22 protein-coding genes and 7 tRNA genes are annotated in these 23,456 nt (G+C 70.8%); 11 read left to right on the forward strand and 18 right to left on the reverse strand.

Annotated features, from left to right (window positions below; all coding sequences use genetic code 11):
* Positions 1-15: 15 nt before the first annotated feature.
* From thrS to ACIPEK_RS28850, 3 genes are all read right to left on the reverse strand, one after another.
* Positions 16-2,001, reverse strand: coding sequence for a threonine--tRNA ligase (gene thrS, locus ACIPEK_RS28840; RefSeq protein ID WP_402001747.1), 1,986 nt, complete (start codon positions 1,999-2,001; stop codon positions 16-18).
* Positions 2,002-2,329: 328 nt separating this feature from the next.
* Complete coding sequence (locus tag ACIPEK_RS28845) at positions 2,330-3,604, reverse strand: hypothetical protein (protein WP_402001750.1); 1,275 nt, start codon at positions 3,602-3,604, stop codon at positions 2,330-2,332.
* Complete coding sequence (locus tag ACIPEK_RS28850) at positions 3,604-4,170, reverse strand: DUF4365 domain-containing protein (RefSeq protein WP_327276249.1); 567 nt, start codon at positions 4,168-4,170, stop codon at positions 3,604-3,606. Before ACIPEK_RS28850 ends, ACIPEK_RS28845 begins: the two co-directional genes overlap by 1 nt.
* A gap of 192 nt (positions 4,171-4,362) precedes the next feature.
* Between ACIPEK_RS28850 and ACIPEK_RS28855 the strand changes: the two genes are divergently transcribed.
* Positions 4,363-5,088, forward strand: coding sequence for a 3'-5' exonuclease (locus ACIPEK_RS28855; protein WP_402001753.1), 726 nt, complete (start codon positions 4,363-4,365; stop codon positions 5,086-5,088).
* 79 nt (positions 5,089-5,167) lie between these two features.
* Here ACIPEK_RS28855 and ACIPEK_RS28860 read toward each other — a convergent pair.
* Positions 5,168-5,239 (reverse strand) — tRNA-Val (locus tag ACIPEK_RS28860).
* A 39-nt stretch (positions 5,240-5,278) separates the two neighbouring features.
* The gene (locus ACIPEK_RS28865; RefSeq protein ID WP_402001756.1) at positions 5,279-5,725 is read right to left on the reverse strand and encodes an SRPBCC family protein; all 447 of its coding nucleotides are present in this window, start codon (positions 5,723-5,725) and stop codon (positions 5,279-5,281) included.
* 83 nt (positions 5,726-5,808) lie between these two features.
* Here ACIPEK_RS28865 and ACIPEK_RS28870 point away from each other — a divergent pair, with 83 nt between their 5' ends.
* Positions 5,809-8,328, forward strand: a complete 2,520-nt coding sequence (locus ACIPEK_RS28870; protein WP_402001759.1) for an SCO7613 C-terminal domain-containing membrane protein — start codon at positions 5,809-5,811, stop codon at positions 8,326-8,328.
* Positions 8,329-8,757: 429 nt separating this feature from the next.
* On the opposite strand, the gene ACIPEK_RS28875 is transcribed toward ACIPEK_RS28870, so the two are convergent.
* Positions 8,758-8,829: transfer RNA gene (locus tag ACIPEK_RS28875), tRNA-Val, on the reverse strand.
* Between the two features lie 54 nt (positions 8,830-8,883).
* Positions 8,884-9,375 (reverse strand): TIGR02611 family protein, encoded by a 492-nt coding sequence (locus ACIPEK_RS28880; protein ID WP_402001762.1) that lies wholly within the window; start codon positions 9,373-9,375, stop codon positions 8,884-8,886.
* 190 nt (positions 9,376-9,565) lie between these two features.
* Between ACIPEK_RS28880 and ACIPEK_RS28885 the strand changes: the two genes are divergently transcribed.
* Positions 9,566-9,979, forward strand: coding sequence for an SsgA family sporulation/cell division regulator (locus ACIPEK_RS28885; protein ID WP_003959770.1), 414 nt, complete (start codon positions 9,566-9,568; stop codon positions 9,977-9,979).
* Positions 9,980-10,330: 351 nt separating this feature from the next.
* A complete protein-coding gene (locus tag ACIPEK_RS28890; RefSeq protein WP_383073806.1) occupies positions 10,331-10,918 on the forward strand; it encodes a CGNR zinc finger domain-containing protein in 588 nt (195 codons plus the stop codon).
* A gap of 4 nt (positions 10,919-10,922) precedes the next feature.
* Here the strand turns inward: ACIPEK_RS28890 and ACIPEK_RS28895 are convergent, their stop codons facing one another.
* From ACIPEK_RS28895 to ACIPEK_RS28905, 3 genes are all read right to left on the reverse strand, one after another.
* A complete protein-coding gene (locus ACIPEK_RS28895; protein ID WP_176740351.1) occupies positions 10,923-11,078 on the reverse strand; it encodes a hypothetical protein in 156 nt (51 codons plus the stop codon).
* Between the two features lie 348 nt (positions 11,079-11,426).
* Positions 11,427-12,446 carry a LacI family DNA-binding transcriptional regulator gene (locus ACIPEK_RS28900; RefSeq protein ID WP_402001766.1) on the reverse strand — a complete coding sequence of 340 codons (1,020 nt, stop codon included), beginning with the start codon at positions 12,444-12,446 and terminating at the stop codon, positions 11,427-11,429.
* Positions 12,447-12,708: 262 nt separating this feature from the next.
* Positions 12,709-13,170 (reverse strand): hypothetical protein, encoded by a 462-nt coding sequence (locus ACIPEK_RS28905; protein WP_402001769.1) that lies wholly within the window; start codon positions 13,168-13,170, stop codon positions 12,709-12,711.
* 202 nt (positions 13,171-13,372) lie between these two features.
* Here ACIPEK_RS28905 and ACIPEK_RS28910 point away from each other — a divergent pair, with 202 nt between their 5' ends.
* Positions 13,373-13,888 carry a DsbA family protein gene (locus tag ACIPEK_RS28910; RefSeq protein ID WP_402001772.1) on the forward strand — a complete coding sequence of 172 codons (516 nt, stop codon included), beginning with the start codon at positions 13,373-13,375 and terminating at the stop codon, positions 13,886-13,888.
* A gap of 13 nt (positions 13,889-13,901) precedes the next feature.
* Here ACIPEK_RS28910 and ACIPEK_RS28915 read toward each other — a convergent pair whose 3' ends face one another.
* The 3 genes from ACIPEK_RS28915 to ACIPEK_RS28925 all read right to left on the reverse strand — a co-directional run bounded on the left by ACIPEK_RS28915 (position 13,902) and on the right by ACIPEK_RS28925 (position 16,658).
* On the reverse strand, positions 13,902-14,738 hold the full coding sequence (locus ACIPEK_RS28915; protein WP_402001775.1) for a GNAT family N-acetyltransferase: 837 nt from the start codon (positions 14,736-14,738) through the stop codon (positions 13,902-13,904).
* A gap of 64 nt (positions 14,739-14,802) precedes the next feature.
* Positions 14,803-15,624, reverse strand: coding sequence for an aminotransferase class IV (locus tag ACIPEK_RS28920; protein ID WP_402001778.1), 822 nt, complete (start codon positions 15,622-15,624; stop codon positions 14,803-14,805).
* On the reverse strand, positions 15,624-16,658 hold the full coding sequence (locus ACIPEK_RS28925; RefSeq protein ID WP_402001849.1) for a chorismate-binding protein: 1,035 nt from the start codon (positions 16,656-16,658) through the stop codon (positions 15,624-15,626). Before ACIPEK_RS28925 ends, ACIPEK_RS28920 begins: the two co-directional genes overlap by 1 nt.
* Before the next feature lie 163 nt (positions 16,659-16,821).
* Here ACIPEK_RS28925 and ACIPEK_RS28930 point away from each other — a divergent pair.
* The 5 genes from ACIPEK_RS28930 to ACIPEK_RS28950 all read left to right on the forward strand — a co-directional run bounded on the left by ACIPEK_RS28930 (position 16,822) and on the right by ACIPEK_RS28950 (position 17,267).
* Positions 16,822-16,894: transfer RNA gene (locus ACIPEK_RS28930), tRNA-Gly, on the forward strand.
* A 37-nt stretch (positions 16,895-16,931) separates the two neighbouring features.
* Positions 16,932-17,005 (forward strand) — tRNA-Cys (locus ACIPEK_RS28935).
* Between the two features lies 1 nt (position 17,006).
* Positions 17,007-17,078: transfer RNA gene (locus ACIPEK_RS28940), tRNA-Val, on the forward strand.
* A 19-nt stretch (positions 17,079-17,097) separates the two neighbouring features.
* Positions 17,098-17,169 (forward strand) — tRNA-Val (locus ACIPEK_RS28945).
* A 23-nt stretch (positions 17,170-17,192) separates the two neighbouring features.
* A tRNA-Val gene (locus tag ACIPEK_RS28950) sits at positions 17,193-17,267 on the forward strand.
* A 153-nt stretch (positions 17,268-17,420) separates the two neighbouring features.
* On the opposite strand, the gene ACIPEK_RS28955 is transcribed toward ACIPEK_RS28950, so the two are convergent.
* The 3 genes from ACIPEK_RS28955 to ACIPEK_RS28965 all read right to left on the reverse strand — a co-directional run bounded on the left by ACIPEK_RS28955 (position 17,421) and on the right by ACIPEK_RS28965 (position 19,168).
* Positions 17,421-17,705 (reverse strand): zf-TFIIB domain-containing protein, encoded by a 285-nt coding sequence (locus tag ACIPEK_RS28955; RefSeq protein ID WP_030968663.1) that lies wholly within the window; start codon positions 17,703-17,705, stop codon positions 17,421-17,423.
* 68 nt (positions 17,706-17,773) lie between these two features.
* Positions 17,774-18,745: a phosphotransferase family protein gene (locus ACIPEK_RS28960; protein ID WP_402001781.1), complete on the reverse strand. Its 972-nt coding sequence runs from the start codon at positions 18,743-18,745 to the stop codon at positions 17,774-17,776.
* A 213-nt stretch (positions 18,746-18,958) separates the two neighbouring features.
* Positions 18,959-19,168, reverse strand: a complete 210-nt coding sequence (locus ACIPEK_RS28965) for a hypothetical protein (protein ID WP_327276234.1) — start codon at positions 19,166-19,168, stop codon at positions 18,959-18,961.
* Between the two features lie 608 nt (positions 19,169-19,776).
* Between ACIPEK_RS28965 and ACIPEK_RS28970 the strand changes: the two genes are divergently transcribed.
* Positions 19,777-21,111: a protein kinase gene (locus ACIPEK_RS28970; RefSeq protein WP_402001784.1), complete on the forward strand. Its 1,335-nt coding sequence runs from the start codon at positions 19,777-19,779 to the stop codon at positions 21,109-21,111.
* A gap of 4 nt (positions 21,112-21,115) precedes the next feature.
* Here the strand turns inward: ACIPEK_RS28970 and ACIPEK_RS28975 are convergent, their stop codons facing one another.
* The gene (locus tag ACIPEK_RS28975) at positions 21,116-21,934 is read right to left on the reverse strand and encodes a TrmH family RNA methyltransferase (RefSeq protein ID WP_402001787.1); all 819 of its coding nucleotides are present in this window, start codon (positions 21,932-21,934) and stop codon (positions 21,116-21,118) included.
* A gap of 99 nt (positions 21,935-22,033) precedes the next feature.
* Complete coding sequence (cobA, locus tag ACIPEK_RS28980; RefSeq protein ID WP_402001789.1) at positions 22,034-23,296, reverse strand: uroporphyrinogen-III C-methyltransferase; 1,263 nt, start codon at positions 23,294-23,296, stop codon at positions 22,034-22,036.
* Positions 23,297-23,456: the final 160 nt, after the last annotated feature.

Below are 23,456 nucleotides of genomic sequence, written 5' to 3' on the forward strand. Positions count from 1 at the left end.
CTCACTCCGTGCCTGTCAGACCTGGACGCGGTCCTCGACGACCTTCTGGATCTTGGCAATGGCGTCCTCGACGGGGATGCCGTTCTCCTGCGATCCGTCGCGGTAGCGGAAGGAGACGGCGCCGTTGGCCATGTCCTCATCGCCCGCGATGATCATGAAGGGCACCTTGGCCTTCTGCTGGTTCCGGATCTTCTTCTGCATCCGGTCGGACGAGGCGTCCACCTCGACCCGCAGGCCCTTCTTCCGGGCCTTGGCCGCGAACTCCTGGAGGTACGGAATGTGCGCGTCGCCGATCGGGATGCCGACCGCCTGGACCGGGGCCAGCCACACCGGGAACGCACCCGCGTAGTGCTCGAGAAGCACCGCGAAGAAGCGCTCGATGGAACCGAACAGGGCGCGGTGGATCATGACCGGGCGCTGCTTGGTGCCGTCGGGGCCGGTGTACTCCAGGTCGAAGCGCTCCGGCAGGTTGAAGTCGAGCTGCACGGTCGACATCTGCCAGGTGCGGCCGATGGCGTCCTTGCACTGCACCGAGATCTTCGGACCGTAGAACGCGGCGCCGCCCGGGTCCGGGACCAGGGGCAGCCCCTGCTTCTCGGCGACCTGTCGCAGCGTCTCGGTGGCCTCTTCCCAGACCTCGTCCGAGCCGACGAACTTCTCCGGGTCCTTGGTGGAGAGCTCCAGGTAGAAGTCGGTCAGACCGTAGTCGCGGAGCAGGTTCAGGACGAAGGTGAGTGTCCGGTCGAGCTCCTCCGCCATCTGCTCCTTGGTGCAGTAGATGTGCGCGTCGTCCTGCGTGAAGCCGCGCGAGCGGGTCAGGCCGTGCACGACGCCGGACTTCTCGTACCGGTACACCGTGCCGAACTCGAAGAGGCGCAGCGGCAGTTCACGGTAGGAACGGCCACGCGCATCGAAGATCAGGTTGTGCATCGGGCAGTTCATCGGCTTGAGGTAGTAGTCCACCCCGTCGTCGAGCTGCATGGGCGGGTACATGCCTTCGGCGTACCAGTCCAGGTGGCCCGACTTCTCGAAGAGCTTGCCCTTGGTGGCGTGCGGCGAGTAGACGAACTCGTAGCCCTCCTCCTCGTGACGCCGGCGCGAGTAGTCCTCCATGGCGCGGCGGATGATGCCGCCCTTGGGGTGGAAGACCGCAAGACCGGGGCCGATCTCATCCGGGAAGGAGAAGAGGTCCAGCTCGTTGCCGAGCTTGCGGTGGTCGCGCTTGGCGGCCTCCTCCAGGAACTCCAGGTGCGCCTTGAGCTCGTCCTTGGTGGGCCACGCCGTGCCGTAGATGCGCTGCAGCATGGGGTTCTTCTCGCTGCCCCGCCAGTACGCCGCGGCGTTCCGCATCAGCTTGAACGCCGGGATGTTCCGGGTGGTGGGCAGGTGCGGACCACGACAGAGGTCCTTCCAGCACAGGTCGCCGGTCTTCGGGTCGAGGTTGTCGTAGATGGTCAGCTCGCCGCCGCCCACCTCGACATCCGCGCCGTCGCCGGCGTTCTCGACGGAGTCGGAGCCCTTGATGCCGATGAGCTCCAGCTTGTACGGCTCGCCGGCCAGCTCCTCGCGGGCCGCCTCGTCCGTCACGACCCGGCGGGAGAACTTCTGCCCCCGCTTCTGGATCTCCTGCATCTTCTTCTCGATGGCCTTGAGGTCCTCGGGAGTGAACGGCTTCTCGACGTCGAAGTCGTAGTAGAAACCGTCCTTGACCGGCGGACCGATGCCCAGCTTGGCCTCGGGGAAGAGCTCCTGCACGGCCTGCGCCATGACGTGCGCGGTGGAGTGCCGGAGGATGTTGAGGCCGTCCTCGGAAGAGATCTCGACGGGCTCGACGACCTCGCCGTCGGCGACGACATACGCCAGGTCCTTCAGCTCACCGGCGACCCGGGCGGCGACGACGGTGCGCTCGCCGGGGAAGAGCTCGGCTGCCGTAGTGCCCGTCGTCACCACGCGCTCTTCCCGCTCGGAATCGCGTTGGATGATCACACGGACGTCTGACACCGGTCTCTCCTGACTCAGGGGGTACGCACGCATTCGTGGTGCACGTGCGATACGAATCGTACCGAGCCGTGGGCCCCCTCTGCTAAACGGTTGAGCGCGAAGGGCCTCCTCATGCCGGCGGCCCGCCCCCTGCGCCCCTTGGACCGACCGGCACATGGGGGCGGCGTCGCGGGACCGGGCACGCACTCCCCCAGGGCCTTAAGGGCCAGGGGGACCCCCTCCGGCGTTGTCGTCAGTCGACAACGCTCCGCATTGCTTCCCTCCTCCGCCTTGCAGCTGCACGCACCCAGCCCCGCTCCTTCTCCCACCCCCCATGTGCCGGTCGGTCCTATTCGCCGGTGCACGCCTCCTCGAAATAGTCGACGTTCTCCTGGAGCGACTTCATCAGCCGGTCCCGTTCCGCCTCGTCCACCTGCACGGGCACGACCTGCGAGGTCCGGGACAGCCGCCGGAAGCCGCCGCGGCTCTCCAGCCTGCCCTCCACCCGGATCGGCAGTCCCACCAGGTGGGCGTGGCCGGCGATCCGGTACGCCTCCTCGTCCAGCTCCAGCCGTACGTGCGGCACCTCGGCGCCGGCCAGCACCCGCAGCCGTACGATCCCGGCGCCACGCGGTCCCGAGCGGCGCAGCCGGACGACGGCGCCGGTGATCCGTACCGTCGCGGCGGGTTCGTCCTGGAGGTAGCGGGCGCCCGCCCTGCGCAGGGCGGGCAGGTCGCCCGGGGAGAATTCCACCGGCTCGGGGCGGGCCGGGCAGCCCTCGGGCGTCCCGGCGGCGGGCGCCCATTCCAGGGCGATCCCGGCCCCTTCCGAGCCCCGGACCAGCGCGATGACGGCCTCGGTGAGTTCCCGGCTGACGCCTGCCTCGACAGCGGTGTCAAAGGCTTCATAGCCACCGGTGGCCCGCTGGTAGTCCACTGCCTCGCGGGTGGCGTGCAGGGCGTGGTAGAGCCGTACGGCGACGGCACGGCCCGGTTCGACGGGGACGAAGGCGGTGAGATCGCGGCCTCCGGGCGCGGGCCCGACGAGGATGTCTTCGAGGGCTGCCAGGGCCCTGCGGCGGTGGCGTGCTCCGTGGTAGCCGGTGCGCCCTCGCACGGCGAGCGCCCCGGCGAGCAGGATCTGCCGGGCGGCGGTGTGCAGCTGCTCCGCCCCCGTCCAGCTGGCGGCCCCGGCCGCTCCCGCGACCGGTTCGGGGACCTCGCGCCACCAGCGGATCTCGTCGCTGGGTACGGCGAGGGAGACCAGGACTTCGCGGGCGGAGGGGGCGGCGCTGCGGGCGAGCGCGGTCAGCGCCTCGCCGAGGAGGTCCTCGCTGTCGGGGAAGGCGGTGGTGTCGGGGACGAGGAGGCTCGTACCGCCTCCCGGCGGGGCCGGTGGTCCCGGCGGTGTCCAGCGGCTGTAGCGTCCCGCCGCACCGCCGCGGCGGTGCCAGCCGTGCCGGTCGAGCAGGGCGCCGAGGACCGCGGGGTCAATACGGGCGGGATCGGGGATGCTTCCGAGCTGCTCGGGAGCGATGGGCCACGGCCCTGCGGATTCACTGGGGTGCGGGCGTGTCGCTGACGGGATCGCTTCGTTGACGGACTCGTCCATCGGCCGGTGCATCAGGGTCTCCCTCCCGCCCCTACGCGGGTCATGATCTCGCAGAGCGCCCGGTCGTCGAATATGCGCGAGGTCGGGATCCGCACGGTGGTCCTGTGCCGGCCCGTCACCGCGTGGCCGGCCAGGTTGGTCCAGTAGCAGCAGTGCCGCAGGTCGAGCCGGTCGTGTCCGGCGCGCAGCCAGTCGTCCTGACTGCGCGGCACGATCATCACGACCAGGATCTTGTGCACCGACACGGGGGTCCGGGCGAGCTTCACGAGGTGTGCGTTGTCGAGCGTGAAGGAGAACGTCGGTCCGGGCGGGTGCGGCGGGATCTGGTAGGTGCATTTGAGCTGCACTTTTATGGTCACTTCGTCGTCCACGGTGTGACCCGGGGCGCCGTGGCTGACGTGCCAGTCGATGCCGTTGTCGGGGAAGGGCTGTGACAGGGAGCACCCCGCCGCGGCCGCGACGGCGTGCAAGTAGCCCACCTGGAGGGTCTCCATGCAGGCGGTGGTGGCGAGTGTGCCGCGCAGCGGTGCGATCCGCTGGGGCAGCAGCCCGCTCGGTTCGGGCTGCGCGAGCGCCATGGCTGCGTGTGCCTTCCGGGCTGTGCCGATCGGTTCTTCGTTGCAGGGGTGACGGACAACTTCCGTTCCCGTCACCTGTGTTGTCACCGCACAGGGCGGCCCGCAAACGGCGTATCAGGCAAAGGGTGCGGGTATCACCGAACCGGGCAGGGGAATCACGCCATCTGCCGTTCGGGCACGAGGAGTTCGGGGATGACTCACTGGTACGAGGGGCCGCTGGCCGCTTTTGACACCGAGACAACGGGAGTGGACGTCGAGGAGGACCGGATCGTTTCGGCCGCCCTGGTCGTCCAGGACACGACAGGCGGGCGGGTGCGTGTCACTCGCTGGCTGGTGAATCCAGGGGTGCCGGTGCCCGCCGGGGCGACCGAGATCCATGGTCTGACCGACGATCATCTTCAGCGCAACGGCCGCTGGCCGGCGCCCGTGGTGGAGGAGATAGCCCGGGCGCTGGCCGAGCAGTGTGCGGCCGGCCGTCCGCTCGTCGTGATGAACGCGCCGTTCGATCTGACGCTGCTGGACCGGGAGCTGAGGCGTCATCGCGCGTCGTCACTCGCCGGCTATCTGCGGAACGCACCGCTGTGTGTGCTGGATCCGCGCGTACTCGACAAGCATCTGGACCGTTACCGCAAGGGCCGGCGGACCCTCACCGATCTCTGCGAGCTGTACGGGGTGGTGCTGGACGGTGCGCATGACGCGGCGGCCGATGCGGCGGCCTCGCTGGAGCTGGTACGGGCGGTGGCGCGGCGGTTCTCGTCCCGTCTGGAGCGGCTGACGCCGGCGGAGCTGCACACCTTGCAGGCCGTGTGGCACGCGGCACAGGCGCGCGGCCTGCAGGCGTGGTTCGCGAAGAACGGGACGGCGGAGGCGGTGGATCCTGCGTGGCCGCTGCGCCCGGAGCTTCCTGCTGCGGCGTGATCGGTCACGGCCCGGAGCCTCTTCCCGGACACGCAGAGGCCGGTCCGTCGATTCTGCTGACGGACCGGCCTCTTCCGGGTGGGCGATACTGGGTTCGAACCAGTGACCTCTTCGGTGTGAACGAAGCGCTCTCCCACTGAGCTAATCGCCCGGGAACGGGTTGAACCATACAGGGCCCGGCGGGTCTGGTTCAAACTCGATCCAGCCGGGCCGTGAGGCCCCGCCGTCCGGCACGCATCATCAGGGCGTGGTTGGCCCGGAACACTGCGCGTCCGGGCACCGCGAGGAGCCGCATCAGCCGCCTGCGCACCTCGACCTCCTGCTCGTAGGTGGCACGGCTGCCGGTGCCGTGCGCGGTGACCGTCCACCGGGCCCAGCCGTCGAGGTCGCCGCTGAGGGTCGCTTCGAGGACCCTGGCCCGGGGGTCGCGGCGGCGTTCGCGGACGGTCATGACGAGGTCGTACGGGAGGAAGGAGCGGATGCGGGTGGTCACGGTGGTGCCGTCGACCGAGGTGACCTCGCGGATCTGTGGCCACCATCGCGGGTAGCAATCCGCGCGTCCGAGGATCTCGTACACGGCATCGGGTGAGCCTGGCAGGTCCCAGATACTCACAAATCGGTAGTGACTCCAGTCCATGGTCCCAGTCTGCGCGTACTCAGCCGGACAACTGAGTACCCGAGCGCATGTCCGAACCTGTGGCTCGCGCCACACTCCCGTTCATGGAACATGTGCCGCCGCCCGCCGAGGAATTGGCGCTCCTCGATCGCGAGCTGGCCCGGCTGGATGCCCGCCGGTCCCAGTTGCTGGTTCGTCGTACCTGGCTGCTGAGTGTGCTGACGCCGCCCGTCGCGCGCCCTGCCGCCCCGCCCGCACCGCCGTTCGCGGCTCCGTTCGGGCCTCCTGCCGCACCTGTCGGGCCGCGCGGTGCACAGAATGTGCTGCTCACCCTGGGCGGTCTGCTGCTGACGATCGCGGCGATCGCGTTCACTCTGGTCAGCTGGGGGCACATGGGCATCGGTGGCCGCTCGGCGGTGCTCGGGGTGGTGACGGTCGCCGCGCTTTCCGCTCCTGCCGTGCTGCTGCGTCGTGGGCTGCCCGCGACAGCCGAGTCGCTCGCCGCCCTGGCTTCGGCGCTGATGGTGCTGGACGCGTTTGCGCTGCACCGGGTGGCGGTGCCGGAGGCCGACGGACGAGGTTTCGCCGCGGTCGTCGCGGCAGTGCTGGCCGTGCTCTGGGGCGCGTACGGGCTGCTGCTCGACCGGCTGCGACTGCCGCTGCCCCTGGCGGTGGTGAGTGCGCAGCCGCCGCTGCTGCTGTGGGCGTGGGCGGCGGGTGCAGGAGCCACGGTGTTCGGTTGGGCGTTGCTGGTGACGGCGGCGTTGGACTGCGTGATCGCGTTGTGGGGCAGGGGTGTTGCGGTACGGGTGACGGCCTGCGTCTGCTGCTGGGCTACGGGTCTGCTGGGGCTACTGGTGGCCCTGGCGCAGTCGGTGTCCGCCGATGCGGCGTCGGCCGCGCTGGCGCCGGGTGTGCTGTTGCTCGTGGGAGCGCTGATCGCGGTGTCCGGGGCGTGGCGTGCACCGGCGGGGCTTGCGGTGGCCGGTGGTGTGGTGGCCGGGTTGTGCGGGGTGGCCGCCATGGGTGGTGTGCTGCGTGCCGGGGTGGCCTGGGGCTGGTCGGTGCCGGTGTATCTGCTGTGCGGTGTGGTGCTGTTGGTGGCGGTGCGCGCTCCGCTGCCGCGTCCGGTCGGGCAGGGGCTGGTGTGGGCTTCGTCGACGGTGACCGTCGGAGCGGTGCTGGCCGCGGCGCCGCCGGTCGGCCTGTCGCTGATGGGTGCGGTGTCGCAGCTGGCCCGGGTGTGGTCCGGGACACCGGACGGTGGTGTCCGCGGCGCGCTGGGCATGGAGGGTCCGGCGTGGTCCCAGATGGCTGCGGTGCCGGTGGTGCTGCTGGTGGTGGCCGTCCTGCTGGCGGCGGTGTACCGGTCGTGGGCGTGGCTGGTGCGGGTGGCCGGGCCGGTGCTGTCGCCGGGTGCGGCGTGGCGGGGTGCGGCGGGGGCGGGTGCGGTGGCGCTCGGCTGGGCGGGGCTCACCGCGCTGCCCGCAGTGCTGGGGATGTCGTACGCGGCCGCTGTGTCGGTGCAATTGGCTCTGGTCGCCGGGGTGTTCGGGGTGGCGGTACGAGGTCTGCGCCGCAGGATGGATGGTGTGGGGCTGACGGCGCTGGTGTGCGGTCTGGCCGGCGCGGTGAGTGCGGGAATGCTGTCGCTCGCGACGGAGGCTGCCACGTACGCGGTGTTCGCGGTGCTGCTGGTGGTGTTCGGCGGGGCCGCGGTGATGCTCGGCGGCGCTGCGGTGCCGGCGGCGCGGACATTGCCGCCGCTGCCGTCCGTTCAAGCGGCGCGGTCCGTAAGGACGTTGCAGATCGTGCAGGCGGTACCGGCGTGCGCTGCGGTGGTGTGCGGGATGGTGCTCGCCCGTGCGGTCGGGGCGTCGCTGGGGCTTGCCGCGCATCAGGCGGCGCCGGTCATGCTGGTCGTCCCTGCGGTGACGGTGTTGCTCGGAGCTCGGCTGCGGGGTCTCTCGCCGGCTCTGCCCGTCGAGCTGACCGGGGCCGTGGCGGGTGTGGTGGCGGTGGGCACGGCAGTGACGGACCGCCCGTTCCTGGCGTTGGTGCTGGCGCTGTGCGGGGTACTGGCGGCGGGTACGGCCGTACGGGCCGAACGGCGGCCGGCGGCCGGGTATCTGGCGATGACGCTGTTCATCCTGGCGGCCTGGCTGCGGCTGTCGGCTTCGGGGGTGTCGGCCCCGGAGGCGTACACCCTTCCGGTGACGGTGCCCGCTCTGGCAGTCGGTGCGCTGCGCCGGCGCCGTGATCCGGAGGCGTCGTCGTGGACGGCGTACGGTGCGGGCCTCGCGGCGACGCTGGTACCGAGCCTCTTCACGGCATGGGCCGATCCGCACTGGGTGCGGCCATTGCTGCTCGGTGCGGCGGCACTGGTGATCACCCTGTCGGGCGCGCGGCTGCGGCTGCAGGCGCTGCTGCTGCTCGGTGGTGCGGTGCTGGCTCTGGACGCCCTGCACGAACTCGCGCCGTACGTGGTCCAGGTCGTCGGCGCCCTGCCGCGCTGGCTGCCGCCCGCGCTGGCCGGGGTGCTGCTGCTGGTGGTCGGGGCGACGTACGAGCAACGGCTGCGCGACGCCCGGCGGCTGAAGGAGGCTCTGGGCCGGATGCGTTGACGGTGTGGCCACATGGCCGGCCCGGGTCTGCCTCATGGGCCTCGGGCCGGCCTGTGGCCATCGGGCCGTCGTCGGAGGCGTACCGGACAAGGAAGTTGTCGCAGCCGAACTGCCCCTCGGAGTCGCGCAGTACGCGTTTCTCGTTGTACTCGCACAGAAATACGACAGAGTTCCGGAAGGCATCAGGAGATGCATTTGCCCACGGGGGCGCGGGCGTTGAACTCATTCCAGAAATTCTCGTGGTCCTGGAGGGCGGCTTTGGCAGCCCGTCCCGACCCTGATATCCGGATGCTTCTTCCCGAAGAACGAATCCTGGCGTCACCCGCTGCCACGATCGATTGAATCGTTCACGAAGACGTCGCAACGAGTGGGCGCGGGAACGCAGAGGGCCCGTGAGACTCTGCGGTCTCACGGGCCCTCTGTCCGGGGTGGGCGATACTGGGTTCGAACCAGTGACCTCTTCGGTGTGAACGAAGCGCTCTCCCACTGAGCTAATCGCCCGGGCGCAGGCCAAACATTACCGCATGTCAGCGGCGCCCCATGACCATCCCCGGCTCACTCGTGGATCTTCCACGGCATGGTGATGCCGAACTTCCAGACGTAGATCCCCACCAGCACCGCGATGATCACCAGACCGATCACGGTGAGGATGATGTTGCGACGCCGGACCTTGGGGTCGAGCGCCCGCTGAGCGGCCTCGGTGACCTTCCGCCGCGTCCAGCGCAGCACCAGCTGCGCCCAGACGAACTCGGTCGCCCAGATCGCCATGCCACCGAAGATCACCAGCCAGCCGGGGCCGGGGAGCGGCAGCATGATGATGCCCGCCACGACCACCGCGAAGCCGACCACGAAGACGGCGACCTGCCAGCTCATGTGCAGCGCCCTGGACGCCTTGATGAACCCGGGCGCCCTGGAGCCGAGCTCCCGGTCCTCCTTCGTCACACCCTCCGTGACATCTCCTGTCACGCTTTCCGTCACATCCCCCGTGGCGGACACCGGTGTCGCCGGTACGGCGACCCCGCTCCGCTCGTCACTCTCCGCGTTCATGGGAGCCAACCTACCGGAACGGCCTTCGTCACCGGAATGGCCGCATAACCCAAAGTTACACACCGCCGTACGAGCTACCTGAAGGAACACAAAAAGGGCAGAGGGGTTTACAACGCCACCGTAGGTGGCATGTCGATTTCGCCGACGTGCGAATCCCCGAGCGCACACTGAGCGAAAGGCCCTGGCGCTTATGAACACCACGGTCAGCTGCGAGCTGCACCTGCGCCTCGTTGTGTCGAGCGAGTCCTCACTGCCTGTACCTGCGGGCCTGCGGTATGACACGGCCGATCCTTATGCCGTGCACGCCACCTTCCACACCGGAGCGGAGGAAACGGTCGAGTGGGTTTTCGCCCGCGACCTCCTTGCCGAGGGGCTTCATCGGCCCACCGGCACCGGAGACGTCCGCGTCTGGCCATCCCGTAGCCACGGCCAGGGCGTCGTCTGCATCGCACTGAGCTCCCCGGAGGGCGAAGCCCTGCTCGAAGCCCCGGCGAGGGCCCTGGAGTCGTTCCTGAAAAGGACCGACGCCGCGGTTCCGCCAGGCACCGAGCATCGTCACTTCGACCTCGATACGGAGCTCTCACACATCCTGGCCGAGAGCTGAGCCAGGCCGAGAGCTGCACGGCGCCGTCCGACTCGGGGAGGCGGCGCCGCGCGGAAAACCTCATAGGGCTGACATCGACGCCGTCATCACGGAATCCACCGTGGTGACGGCGTCGGCGCGTTCCCCCGCAGCCGTGCCCGCACACCCCACGCGCCGACACGCGCCCCGAGGCCCCGGGGCGCCCGCACACGGCCCGGACAGGCAGCCTCCGGCATTGGAGCCCATGGGTGGACGGTAAGCGCTCCCCGTGCCCCTCATGGGCTCTCTCGGGCCTCTGTGCGCCCACGCCGAGCCAGTAGAGTCAGCCGGCATCGGCGGGCGCCCGCCCGCCGGAGGCCAGGGAGCGAAAGCGTGCTGATCCCCCACGACACCCGGATCGCCCTCGACACGGTGGTCGATCTGCTGAACACCGCACCGGAGAGCGAGCCCCCGGGAAGCGGCCGGCCGGAAGGCGAGCCGATCGACGGTCTCGCCGACATCGCAGCGCTGTACGCCTTCGCGCAGCGCCATCGCATCAGCGGCGTGGACGAGCTCCACGAGAGGGACCTGCGCGCCGTACAGGACGTGCGGACGCGCTTCGCCGCGATCTTCGCGACGGACGACGCGCAGATCGCCGCCCCGCTCGTCAACGCCCTCATCGCCGCCGCCGGCACCACACCGCAGCTCAGCAATCACGACGGCTACGACTGGCATGTCCACTACTTCGCACCGGGCGCCTCGATCGCCGACCACCTCGCGGCCGACTGCGGCATGGCACTGGCCTTCATCGTGGTGGCGGGCGAGCAGGAACGGCTGCGGCGATGCGAGGCGCCGGACTGCCGGCACGCCTTCGTCGATCTCTCCCGCAACCGCTCCCGCCGCTACTGTTCCAGCCGCACCTGCGGCAACCGTCTGCATGTGGCCGCGTACCGGGCACGCCGCAAGGAAGCGGCCGGCTGACCGCTCACAGCATGAAGAGATCATGCAGCGCGGCCATCAGCAGCAGGCTGCCGACCACCGCGAGGAAGATCATCAAAGGGGGCTGGGAAAGCGCGAAGAGGCAGCCGCGCGGCTCTTCGGCAGGGCTTGCGGGGGCATCGCCCCGGGAGGTGTCCACCATCTCGCGACGATCATGACTCAGTCCGGGCCCGGTTGGCGATCAACACGCTTTCTTGCACGGGGAGTTCACCCATCCCGTGGCCGGTCACGATTCGCTCCGGCGTCCGATCGTCCGTCACATTTTCGGTACGACGGCCGGTGCGCTCCTCCATCGCACGCGCACCGTGGACGTCGACATTGCTCAACACCGCGTTGCCCACGCCGACTTCGAGGCCCGGCGGGTAAGCCGCCGGCCGGTCGCGGACGCGCCGTCAGAAGACATCGAAGTCCTCAGGCTCACCGGACTCGGTTCGGCAGTCGCCGAGTTGGGCCAGGAACGGCATGGAAGCCGGGCGGTGGGGCCGCGGCCTCAGCGCGGCGTCGCGCTGGAGGCGCGCACCACGAGTTCCGGCTGGAGCACCACGCTGCGGTGCTCGTGCGTGCCGCCCTCGTCGTCCGCCTCCTCCAGCAGGAGCTCCGCTGCCATCCTGCCCATGACGACCGCGGGTTGGCGGACCGAGGTGAGCGGTACGGCAGCGGCGGCGGCGAATTCGATGTCGTCGTAGCCGACGATGGCGATGTCGTGCGGCACCCGCACGCCCGCCGCGTACAGTGCCTGAAGCACACCGAGGGCAAGCAGGTCGTTGGCGCAGAACACCGCGGTCGGCCGCGGCACAAGACCGAGCAGCCGGGCCCCGGCATCGCGGCCCGCCGCCACGTCCAGGCGGTCGGAGGGGATCTCGACGAGCGCCTCGGGCGGCAGTCCGGCGTCGGCGAGAGCCGACAGGGCACCTTCGCGCCTGTCCCTGATCTGATGCAGGTCGCCGGGGCCGCTGACATACGCCACCGAGCGGTGCCCGGCCGAGACCAGGTGACCGACGGCGAGAGCGCCGCCGCGGACGTCGTCGACGGAGACCGCACAGGTCCCCGTGCCGGACGCCACCCGGTCCACCAGCACGAAGGGAATCCGGTGACGGCTGAACGCCTCCAGGTTCCGGCCGGTCGCGTCGGCCGGGGTGACCAGGACGCCGCACACCCGCTGCTCGGCGAAGAGCCCGAGGTACTCGGCCTCCTCCGTCGGGCTCTGGCCGCTGTTGCAGACCATGACACCGAGGCCGGCCGCACGGGCGGCGCGCTCGGCACCACGGGCCACGTCGACGAAGAACGGGTTGCCCATGTCGAGGACGAGCAGTGCCATGATCCGGCTGCGGCCCGCCCTGAGCTGGCGGGCCGATTCACTGCGCACGTACCCGAGCTCCTCGATGGCGGCCAGCACCCTGGCGCGGGTCTCCGGCAGCACCGCCTCGGGCCGGTTGATCACGTTGGACACGGTGCCCACGGAGACTCCGGCCTGCCGGGCAACATCCTTGATCCCTGCCACACGCGCCACTTGCCCTGCCCCACTGATGCCCTCGGCCGCACAGGCCGGCGGCCCCACCCCATCGTACGGACGCCGTCATGAGGCACTCCGTCGCCCCGGGCCGGTTTACCGGGGGGATCACCTGCAGCGGAATGAATTGTTTCACTCCGATCGGGACGCTAGCTCCATCAGCTCCACCCCCGGCTGCATCCCCTTGCACGGCCAAGGCTGCGATGAATCGATTCATTCATCCAGGACGCACCCGCCCCCGCCGGAAGAGGGAGGGCGCGGGTCAGATTCCGTGCTTCTTCAGGATGGCCTCGATGTCGCTGAAGTCCTCGCCCGACGAGGCGGACTGCTGCTTCGGCTTCGCCTTCGGACGCGCCTGCGTCTGCGTCGCCGGGAGCCGGGACCCGGGGGAGGGCGCCGAAGCCGCGGGAGCGATGGCCTCGCTCTGCGCCGCCCGGGCGGCGGCCCTGCGCTCCTTGCGGCTACCGACGCCGCGGCGCTCGATCGCACGAGTGGTCACGAACAGCAGCCAGGCCACGGCGAGCAGCCCGAAGCCGATCCAGACGCTCGGCTTGAAGGCGATTCCGGCGACCCAGTCCACGACTCCGGTCAGCACCAGGCCGATCGGCACCAGGGAGTAGGCGGCGATCCGGGCCGCGGCGAGGAAGCGCTTGCGGTACGCGGTGACGGCGGCGATGCCCAGGCCCGCCGCGGACGCCGCGGAACAGATGGTCTCGGCAAGCATCGGGGCCTCCAGGCGCAAGGGGAAACGTCCCTTCCATCCTGCACCGGTCACCGCCCGGGCGGCCACGATCCGGGACCACATCAGGGACATTTCAGGGCCGGCATCCTCCCCAGGTGCCGATCGGAAGCGATCCGGTCGTACGGAGCCGGAGTGGATCGGCTGCCGATTGGGACGCTCGCGCGGGCCCTGGGAGACTGGCCGCATGAGCGATTCCACCCCCGCAGCGCCCGTCGTCCTCGACGTCTGGTGCGAGCTCCAGTGCCCCGACTGTCACCAGGCCCTCACCGATGTGCACGCCCTGCGGGCCAAGTACGGCGACCGCCTCGAGGTCCGGCTGCGGCACTTCCCGCTGGAGAAGCACAAGCACGCCTACGCCGCCGCGCAGGCTGCCGAGGAGGCGGCGGCCCAGGGCAAGGACTGGCCGTACATCGAGGCGGTTCTCGCCCGTTCCGACGACCTCGGCCGCACCGGCGAGCCGCTGCTGATCGAGGTGGCGCGGGAACTCGGTCTGGACGCCGAGGAGATGGACACCGCCCTGATCGACGGACGCCACATGCTGATCGTCGACGCCGACCAGGCCGAGGGCAAGGCGATCGGGATCACCGGCACGCCGACGTATGTGATCGGCGACGAGCGGCTGGACGGCGGCAAGAGCCAGGACGGGCTGCGCGAACGGATCGAGGAGATCGCAGACCGGCTGCTCGCCGAGCAGGGCTGAGCCGACGCGGCCCCTAGAGCGTCTTGGCCAGGTTGTACTGAGTCGTTCGGTAACCGAGCGACTCGTACAGCCGCAGGGCCGGCGTGTTGGCGGCGAAGACGTGCAGCCCGAGGCTGCGGGCGCCCGCGTCCAGGGTGATGTGCTCGGCCCGGCACATCAGGGCACGTCCGTAGCCACGGCCGCGGTGCTCCTCACTCACCTCGACATCGAAGACGAATCCGGTTGTTTCACCCGGGCGGTCTTCGCGTACCGACACCCATACATGGCCGACGACCGCGCCCTCGTCAACGAGGACGTGGAAACGCATGCCCGCGGTGTCGATGCCGTTCGGCAGGTTACGGGCGTGGTCGGACCGGGACTTCTGCATGGCCTGCTCGACCGGGACGCCCTGGTCGATCCAGGACTGCGCGTACGACTCGACGCTGGTGCGCTGCCAGTGCGCGAACTCCTCGGCGCTCATCGGCCGGGCGACGACACCGTCCGGGGGCGCCGGAGCCGTCCGGTCGAGGTCCTTGAGCATGTTCCGGCTGCGTTCGGTGTAGCCGAGTGCGGCCGCCAGCCGCTGGGCTCCCTCGTTGCCCGCAGGTGCTGTCAGGTGCACCTGGGTGCAGCCCCAGCCACGCAGCACCTCTTCGGCGGCGAGCGCGGCAATGGTGCCGCGTCCCCGCCGCCGGCTCGGCTCGGCGATGCTCAGGGAACGCAGCACACCGGCCGACGCACCGAACGCCGGATCCGTGCCGATCTCGACGGCGCCGACGGGCCGCCCGTTGTCGCACACGTCGTATGCACGGCTCTTCGCGCCGTCGGCGCCTTGCTGGATCGGCCCGGTCGGCCGGAGGGTCGTGGTCATCGGAGATGTTCTATCCACTGAGCCCCGGCCCGTCACCCTGTTTTACGGGTTCGAGGTACGGGTTCTACGGGTCGAGGTCGTTCCCGGCCCGCTCGTCGAAGATCCGCATGGCCTTGGCGGTCACCGGCCCCGGCCCGCCGGGCAGCTCCCGGCCGTCCACCCGGTGGACGGCCTGCACATCACGCAGTGTGGAGGTCAGGAAGATCTCCTCGGCCCGTTCCAGGGCATCGAACGGCAGGTCGGTCTCCTCGGCCCCCGCCCACTCCACGGCCAGTGCACGGGTGATCCCGGCGAGGCAGCCGGAGGCGACCGGCGGGGTGTACAGCTGCCCGTCGAGGACGACGAAGACATTGGATCCGGTGCCTTCGCAGAGTTGTCCGACCGTGTTGGCGAAGAGCGCCTCCGACGCGCCGTGCTCATGGGCGCGGGCGAGAGCGACGACGTTCTCGGCGTACGAGGTGGTCTTGAGCCCGGCGAGCGCACTGCGTTCGTTGCGCGTCCAGGGGACGGTGATCACGGCGGTGGTGTCGGGGCGGCGCCCCGCCTCCCCCAGGGCGACGACGAGACCGGGGCCGGCGTTGCCGCGGTCGGAGCCGAGCGGGGAGAGCCCTCCCGTGTAAGTGATGCGCAGCCGGCCGAGCGCCATCGGGTTGGCGTCGATGACGGCGGTGCAGGCGCGGCGCACCTCGTCGAGGTCGGGGTCGGGGAGGCCGAGGCCGCGGGCGGAGCGGGTCAGCCGGTCGAGGTGGCGGGTGAGGGCGAAGGGCCTGCCGCCGACGGTCTTGACCGTCTCGAAGATGCCGTCCCCCACGGTGAGTCCGTGGTCGAGCACGGACACCCGGGCGTCGTCGGCGTCCCGCAGTTCGCCGTTGACCCAAATCCTCATTACGCGGTCCTTCCAGTCGCTTCGTAAGCGCCCGACGCTACAGCGAGCAGCCGGGAGGCCTTGAGTTCGGTCTCGTCCCATTCGCGCTCCGGGTCGGAGCCCCAGGTGATGCCTGCCCCGGTGCCGAAGCGGAGTACCGGTGCGGTCCCGGTCCGGTCGATCCAGAAGGTCCGTATGCCGACAGCCAGGGAGGCGGTGCGGCGGTCGGCGTCGACCCAGCCGATGCCGCCGCAGTAGGGCCCGCGCGGTGCGGTCTCCAGTTCCTCGATGATCTCGAGGGCGCTGGACTTGGGTGCCCCGGTGACGGAGCCGGGCGGAAACGCCGCGTCGAGGAGTTCGGGCCAGCCGGCGCCCTCGGCGAGCTCTCCGCGCACGGTGGAGACGAGGTGGACGAGGCCCGGGTGCTTCTCCACCACGCAGAGGTCGGGGACGGTGACCGATCCGGTGGCGCAGACCCGGCCGAGGTCGTTGCGGACCAGGTCGACGATCATCACGTTCTCGGCGTGGTCCTTCTCCAGCAGATCGTCCTCGGTCCGTCCGGTGCCCTTGATCGGTCCCGACTCGACGATCCGGCCGTCGCGCCTCAGGAAGAGTTCGGGAGAGGCTGTGGCGATCTCCACGCCGTGCGCAGGCAGCCGAATCGTTCCTGCATACGGGGCGGGGTTGCCGCGTGCCAGCAGCGCGGTCAGCGCGTCCACGTCCGCGGCGGCCGGGTCGGGCAGTGGCGCGGTCATCACCCGGCAGAGGTTGGCCTGGTAGACCTCGCCCGCCGCGATGTACTCGCGGATCCGCCGTACGCCCGCGGTGTACGCAGCACGGTCCAGGGACGAGTTCCAGTCACCGGCCGCGGGGCCACGCCAGGCGCCGCGTACCGGGGCGGGCACCGCCCCGGTACGTACGGCGGCGAAGCGCGCGCAGACGAGGCGGCCCTCGAAATCGGCGGATACGGCCCAGAAGCCGGACGAGTCGAGGGCTGCGGGATCATTGGTCACGTCCTGCAGATCGGACGCGACGAGGCCGCCGAAGCGGGCCATCGGAGCGAGGTCGTGCACGCCGTTGAGTCTAGGACGGCGCGTGCTGACCTGCGCCGGGGCGAACGCACCTCAGCACGCTGCACAAACGCGTTTTTGTACTGGCCCGGGAATCCGCTAGAGTTCAACACGTCGCCGGGACGCGCAAGCGGACCGGGAAAGACAAGCGGACGTAGCTCAGTTGGTAGAGCGCAACCTTGCCAAGGTTGAGGTCGCCAGTTCGAACCTGGTCGTCCGCTCGCAGAAAGTGGGGGATCTTCCCGAACCCTCACTCCTGGTGGAGTGGCCGAGAGGCGAGGCAACGGCCTGCAAAGCCGTCTACACGGGTTCAAATCCCGTCTCCACCTCCAAGGACGATTAGCTCAGCGGGAGAGCGCTTCCCTGACACGGAAGAGGTCACTGGTTCAATCCCAGTATCGTCCACTGATCCCCGAGGATCCCCGCGCGATTAGCTCAGCGGGAGAGCGCTTCCCTGACACGGAAGAGGTCACTGGTTCAATCCCAGTATCGCGCACGCAGTACACGCAGGTTCACCCTGCGCGATTAGCTCAGCGGGAGAGCGCTTCCCTGACACGGAAGAGGTCACTGGTTCAATCCCAGTATCGCGCACCAGCAAAAGCCCCGGTCGTCTCGGCGACCGGGGCTTTGTCGTTTCCGCGATCAGCAGCGGTGGGTACCGGTGAGCGGCCGGACGGCGGAACGCACCGCGGGCCCGGACGGAAGGCGTCCGGGCCCGTGGTCAGGCGCTCACCGGTGTCGGCCCGCTCATGACGAGAAGAGCATGTGGCCGAAGCTCTTGTGCCGGTAGTGACCGCCGTGGTGGCCGCCGTGGTGCTGCGGGGCGCCCCAGGCGGGCGCCGGGGCGGCCGGGTAGGCCTGCGGGGCGGGCGGCACGGGCGGGGCCTGCTGCGTCCACTGCGCCTCGATGCGGGTCAGGGACTCCAGCTCGCCGTAGTCGAGGAAGATCCCCCGGCAGCCGCTGCACTGCTCGATCTGTATGCCATTGCGGTTGTACGTCTGCATCTGTGCGTGGCACTTGGGACACTGCATGGTTCGGCTCACTCCTCGCCGTCGGGTCGCCGTCGCCGGAATACCTGCCCGCCGACGGTCGGTTCAGCCTACGACGAGGGATCGGCGGCCAACTCGGGCGGGAGGGAGGCAATTCGGGCACAGGCGTCGATCATCGTCTGTTCCACCTCATCCGGAGTTCGACCCTCCGCCGCAGACTTGGCGAATGCCAGCGCCGCGGTCTGAACGGTCAGGGCCCGGGCCGGGACGTCCAGTTCGGGCCAGGGGTCGCCCTCGGCGCGTACGGCAGGTCCGCCGGCTGCCCGGTAGGCGTCCAGGAAACGGAGCCAGACCTCGGGCGGCAGCAGCCCGGCTGCGTACCAGGCGGCGGGACGGGCGAGATCCCATGCGGGGTCGCCGAGGCCGGCGTCGTCGACATCGATGAGCAGCCAGGGGCCGTGCGGGGCGGGGTGGCGGACGAGTTGCCCGAGGTGCAGATCGCCGTGGCACAGGAAGCGGGAGCGGTGCGGGGGCGCGGCGGCTTCGTCGCGGGCCCAGGCGGGCAGGCGGTGCCACGCATCGCGTACGGGGGTGGTGGCCGGGTCATCGGGCCGGGCGGCGCGCATCCGGGCAACGGCGAGCGAGGCCTTGGCGGGGCCCCGCATGGGCGGGAGCTCCAGGGAGGGCGGGGGCGGGGTCAGGTGCAGCCCGGCCAGCAGGACGGCGGCCTCTTCCCAGGGGGCGGCGTCGGGGTCGCCGGGGTCGACGGGGTTGCCGTGCGGCCACAGAGTGACCGGGCGGCCCTGGAAGGTGGTGGAGGGTACGGGGGGCCGGGGCTGCAGGGGGGCGAGGAGGATGCCGGCCAGGCGGGGGTCGTTCGCGAGGGTCAGCCGGGTCAGCAGGTCGGGGGTGTCCGTGCCGGGGGCGTGCGCCTTTGCGACGACGGGCCCGCTGCGGACCACCGTGCCGTCCGCACGGTCGGCGAGCACTGCTGGTGGCGGGCAGGCACAGATGTCCTCGGGACGGGTGTGGGCGGCCCGGTGGGCGAGGGCGCCCAGCGCGCGTACGACTGCGGTGGTCACGGTCTCCCCGGTGGCGAACAGGTGCGGGCGGCCCGATACGCGCCGGGCCCGCCGATGAGCGTACGCGCGTCGCGAAGCGAGCCCGGACAGCGCGATGTCCGGTCAGCTCCCCAGCTGACCGGACAAACGCTGCCGTCCGCCGCACCCCCGTCCCCACGGGGTTGTTGGCCGGATGTCCCGGTCCGGACCGCTCTTCCGGACCCGGGGCGCCGCTCAGCGCCCCAGCATCACGCCCACGGACGACGCCTGTGTGACCACTGCGTCCCAGCCGCCGAAGACGACTACGAGCAGGGCCGCCAGAGGAAGAACCATCGCCGTCGCCACCAGCGGGTGGCGCGTACCGGACGACGGGCGGCTGCCGAACGAGGCATGAACCCTGCGTCCCCGCGTGCGGATCATGGTCCTCGCTGCCGTGTCCGCCATGGTTCCTCTCCTGACTGAATGTGGAGCGGCGGGCGCGTGACCTCGGGGGACGAGTGCTGCGCCCGCCGCTTGACTTCAACATTAGGGACGCGGAAGGCGTACGACGTCATGCCCGCGTACCGAATTCCGGGCCTCCCGGAGGATGAGCCCCGGGTAGTCGATGTACTCCCCTGGGTGGAGATCGGGCGTCTGATCCCGGGGTCATCCCGGAGGGGTGCCCGGAATGTTGTGGATGCAGGTGGGCGGACGGATGCGGCGGCAGGTGGGACGGCGACCGTGACTTCACTCACTCGCCCGCGCCCGCGGCTCCCGGCCGTGGGCCGTGGGTACGTCGCCCCAGTCGCCGCGGCCCCCTCCCCGCGGGGTCCGTGTCGCGCCCCCACTCGTCGGGTCCGCAGCCCTCACAGCTCCAACCCCACTTCACCACAACCACTTTGATGACCTGGCACCGTTCGATGCGGGACCGGCTGCGGCCCCACTCCCCGTCATGGACAGTGCCGCGCACTGACAATCGATCGGCGGGCGAGGGCGCGGCCTCTGAGCGCCCCGGGCGCCGGGTACGTAAGCTGTGCCTCGTCAGGCGTACCAGGCAGCGGGGATGGGCAGACATGGCGATGATGCGGCTCCGGCGCGAGGACCCGCGTGTCGTCGGCTCGTTCAGGCTGCACCGGCGGCTCGGAGCGGGCGGCATGGGTGTCGTCTACCTCGGTTCGGACCGGCGGGGCCAGCGGGTGGCGTTGAAGGTGATCCGTCCGGATCTGGCGGAGGACCAGGAGTTCCGCTCGCGCTTCGCGCGCGAGGTGTCCGCCGCGCGGCGGATCCGCGGTGGCTGTACGGCGCGTCTGGTGGCCGCCGATCTGGAGGCGGACCGCCCGTGGTTCGCCACGCAGTACGTCCCGGGGCCCTCGCTGCACGACAAGGTGGCCGAGGAGGGTCCGCTGTCGGCGGCCGAGGTGGCCTCGATCGGGGCGGCGCTCTCCGAGGGCCTGGTGGCGGTGCACGAGGCCGGTGTCGTCCACCGTGACCTGAAGCCCTCGAACATCCTTCTCTCCCCCAAGGGCCCCCGGATCATCGACTTCGGGATCGCCTGGGCGACCGGGGCGAGCACGCTCACCCATGTCGGTACGGCGGTGGGCTCGCCGGGATTCCTGGCGCCCGAGCAGGTGCGCGGCGCGGCCGTGACGCCCGCGACGGACGTGTTCTCGCTCGGTGCCACACTGGCGTATGCGGCGACGGCCGACTCGCCTTTCGGGCACGGCAGTTCCGAGGTGATGCTGTACCGCGTGGTGCACGAGGAACCGCAGTTGTACGACGTGCACGATGCGCTCGCGCCGCTGGTGAGCGCCTGTCTGGCGAAAGACCCCGAGGAGCGGCCGAGCACGCTTCAACTCTCCATGCGGCTCAAGGAGATCGCGGCGCGGGAGGCGCAGGGTCTGCACGAGAGCCGTCCGCCCGTTCAGCGCTCGGCACAGGAGCTGGACCGGCCGACCGGACGTCTCGACGGCCCGTACACCGAGCAGCAGACCCGGCGTACGGCTCCTCCGGCACCCCGTCAGCAGAAGCAACCTCGGAGCAGCCGGCAGGCCACGTCGTCGAGGGCCGGGGCGCCCCGCACCGGTGGTTCGCGCCCTCAGCAGCATCAGCCGCCGCGCAACACGACACGGTCCGGCAAGCGCCCGCAGGGCACGAACGGGACGAACGGCCGGCCTGGAACGCGGCCCGGGGCCCGTAAGACTTCGACGGGGCGGCGTCCCGCCAACCCGCGGCTGCTGCGGCAGCGGCTCGTCGTCTTCGTCGTGGTCACGCTGCTGGTCGCGCTGGGCATCGCGGCGGCGCAGGGCTGCCAGGGTCCGGCCCGCGGGCTGGGCGCGAGCGAGAGCCAGACGCAGCCCCAGAACCAGAATCAGGGCGAGGGCCAGGAACAGGGCCTGCAGCCTCGGTAGGCGGTCAGTTCTGCGGACGGCCTGATGCCACCGCGTAGAACGCGACCGCGGCGGCCGCTCCCACGTTCAGCGAGTCGACGCCGTGCGCCATCGGGATGCGCACCCATTCGTCGGCGGCCACCAGGGCCTGGGTGGACAGTCCGTCCCCCTCGGCGCCGAGCATCAGCGCCACCTTGTCCATCCGGTGCGGTGCCGCCTCGTCGATGCTGCTGGCCTTTTCGTCCGGGGTCAGCGCGAGAAGTTTGAAGCCCGCTTCCCGTACGGTCTCCAGGGCCTTGGGCCAGGTATCGAGACGGGCGTAGGGAACGGAGAAGACCGCGCCCATCGAGACCTTGACGGAGCGCCGGTAGAGCGGGTCGGCGCAGTCCGGGGAGAGAAGTACGGCGTCCATGCCGAGGGCGGCGGCGCTGCGGAAGATCGCCCCGATGTTGGTGTGGTCGTTGACGGCCTCCATGACGACCACCCGGCGGGTCGCCGCCAGCAGTTCGTCGGCCGTCGGCAGCGGTTTGCGCTGCATCGAGGCGAGGGCGCCGCGGTGGACGTGGTAACCGGTGACGCGCTCGGCGAGCTCGGGAGTGACCGCGTACACCGGGGCCGGGACCTCGTCGATGACGTCGCGCATCAGATCGATCCACTTCGCCGAGAGCAGCATCGACCGCATCTCGTACCCGGCGTGCCTGGCGCGTCTGATCACCTTCTCGCCCTCGGCGATGAAGAGGCCCTCGGCGGGCTCTCGCCTGCGCCGGAGTTCGACATCGGTCAGTCCGGTGTAGTCGCGCAGGCGGGGGTCGTCGGGGTCGTCGACGGTGATGAGATCAGCCACGGGTTTGATACTGCCTTGTCCGGTGTGTGGTGCCAACGGCTTGGGAGAAAATCCGTTACCGCTGGTTACTCGGCGGGGTGCGGGCGGCGCTCGCGCCGGCTATTCGGCGGGGAGCGATACGGAACTCGCGCCGACCGCCACGACGTCGCCGATGACGATGACGGCCGGGGGACGTACGTCTTCGGCGACTGCCCGTTCGGCGACGGTCGCGAGCGTTGCGTCGACCCGGCGCTGGGCTGCCGTTGTGCCCTCCTGGACCAGGGCGACCGGGGTCTCGGGGGCCTTGCCGTGGGCGATGAGGGTACGGGCGATCGCGCCGATCTTGTCGACGGCCATCAGGAGCACGAGCGTGCCGCGCAACTGGGCGAGGGCCGGCCAGTCGACCAGCGAGCGCTCGTCGTCGGGTGCGACATGGCCGCTCACGACGGTGAACTCATGGGCCACACCGCGGTGGGTGACGGGGATTCCGGCCGCGCCGGGCACGGAGATCGAGCTGGAGATGCCGGGGACGACGGTGCAGGCGATGCCTTCGGCGGCGAGCGCCTGGGCCTCCTCCATGCCGCGGCCGAAGACGAACGGGTCGCCGCCCTTGAGCCGCACGACGGCCTTGCCCGCCTTGGCGTGCTCGATGAGCGCCTGGTTGATCGCCTCCTGGGCCATGTAGCGGCCGTACGGGATCTTCGCGGCGTCGATCACCTCGACGTGCGGCGGGAGTTCGTCGAGCAGGTCGCGCGGGCCGAGGCGGTCCGCGATGACGACGTCCGCCTCGGCGAGGAGGCGGCGGCCGCGCACCGTGATCAGGTCCGGGTCGCCGGGGCCGCCGCCGACCAGGGCGACACCGGGGGTCCGGGTGCGGTGGTGGGGTGCGGCGAGGGTGCCGTCGCGCAGGCCCTCGACAATGGCGTCGCGGACGGCGGCGGAGTGGCGGGGGTCGCGGCCATGGGTGTCGGTGGTGAGGACGGCGACGGTCACGCCCTCGCTGCGGCCGGTGGCCGGGGTCCAGGCGGTGGCGGCGTCGGCGTTGTCGCTGCGGACGCACCAGGTGCGGGTGCGCTCGGCCTCGGCGGAGGCGGCGTCGTTCGCCGCGGTGTCGTCGGACGCGATGAGTGCGTACCAGGTGTCGGCCAGGTCCCCGTCGGCGTACGGGCGGCGCTCCCAGCGGATCTCGCCCGCGTCGGCCATCGCCTCGACGGACGGGGTCGCGGCCGGCGATACGAGGACGATGTCGGCCCCTGCCGCGATGAGCGCGGGGAGCCGGCGCTGGGCGACCTGGCCGCCGCCGACCACGACGACTCGGCGGCCGCTGAGACGCAGTCCGACGGGGTACGCAGGGTGATCGGCGTGATCTGCGTGCTCGGCCATGGCGGGGCGGCTCCTCGTAAGGTGCGGGGTGCGGGCCGCTGCGGCGGTGGAGCGGCTGTGACGTGCGGGTTTCTGGGACGGGGTCCACGATACGGGGTGGGGTGCGCGGGGCACCTGCGCCGGGCTTGTTCCCCTGCCCGCCCTTCCCGTAACCGGGGCT

Source organism: Streptomyces sp. NPDC088246, from assembly GCF_044741025.1.
GTDB lineage: Bacteria > Actinomycetota > Actinomycetes > Streptomycetales > Streptomycetaceae > Streptomyces.

Excerpts from the sequence above, each read along its gene's own strand:
- ACIPEK_RS28895 (WP_176740351.1), bottom strand. The coding sequence starts at position 11,078 with ATGGTGGACACCTCCCGGGGCGATGCCCCCGCAAGCCCTGCCGAAGAG.
- ACIPEK_RS28850 (WP_327276249.1), bottom strand. The coding sequence starts at position 4,170 with ATGGCGCTCGCGCAGCCCGAACCGAGCGGGCTGCTGCCCCAGCGGATC.
- ACIPEK_RS28970 (WP_402001784.1), top strand. The coding sequence starts at position 19,777 with ATGGCGATGATGCGGCTCCGGCGCGAGGACCCGCGTGTCGTCGGCTCG.
- ACIPEK_RS28955 (WP_030968663.1), bottom strand. The coding sequence starts at position 17,705 with ATGCAGTGTCCCAAGTGCCACGCACAGATGCAGACGTACAACCGCAAT.
- ACIPEK_RS28915 (WP_402001775.1), bottom strand. The coding sequence starts at position 14,738 with ATGACCACGACCCTCCGGCCGACCGGGCCGATCCAGCAAGGCGCCGAC.
- ACIPEK_RS28925 (WP_402001849.1), bottom strand. The coding sequence starts at position 16,658 with ATGGCCCGCTTCGGCGGCCTCGTCGCGTCCGATCTGCAGGACGTGACC.
- ACIPEK_RS28855 (WP_402001753.1), top strand. The coding sequence starts at position 4,363 with ATGACTCACTGGTACGAGGGGCCGCTGGCCGCTTTTGACACCGAGACA.
- ACIPEK_RS28845 (WP_402001750.1), bottom strand. The coding sequence starts at position 3,604 with ATGCACCGGCCGATGGACGAGTCCGTCAACGAAGCGATCCCGTCAGCG.
- ACIPEK_RS28865 (WP_402001756.1), bottom strand. The coding sequence starts at position 5,725 with ATGGACTGGAGTCACTACCGATTTGTGAGTATCTGGGACCTGCCAGGC.
- ACIPEK_RS28910 (WP_402001772.1), top strand. The coding sequence starts at position 13,373 with ATGAGCGATTCCACCCCCGCAGCGCCCGTCGTCCTCGACGTCTGGTGC.
- cobA (WP_402001789.1), bottom strand. The coding sequence starts at position 23,296 with ATGGCCGAGCACGCAGATCACGCCGATCACCCTGCGTACCCCGTCGGA.
- ACIPEK_RS28965 (WP_327276234.1), bottom strand. The coding sequence starts at position 19,168 with ATGGCGGACACGGCAGCGAGGACCATGATCCGCACGCGGGGACGCAGG.
- ACIPEK_RS28880 (WP_402001762.1), bottom strand. The coding sequence starts at position 9,375 with ATGAACGCGGAGAGTGACGAGCGGAGCGGGGTCGCCGTACCGGCGACA.
- ACIPEK_RS28885 (WP_003959770.1), top strand. The coding sequence starts at position 9,566 with ATGAACACCACGGTCAGCTGCGAGCTGCACCTGCGCCTCGTTGTGTCG.
- ACIPEK_RS28920 (WP_402001778.1), bottom strand. The coding sequence starts at position 15,624 with ATGAGGATTTGGGTCAACGGCGAACTGCGGGACGCCGACGACGCCCGG.
- ACIPEK_RS28870 (WP_402001759.1), top strand. The coding sequence starts at position 5,809 with ATGGAACATGTGCCGCCGCCCGCCGAGGAATTGGCGCTCCTCGATCGC.
- ACIPEK_RS28905 (WP_402001769.1), bottom strand. The coding sequence starts at position 13,170 with ATGCTTGCCGAGACCATCTGTTCCGCGGCGTCCGCGGCGGGCCTGGGC.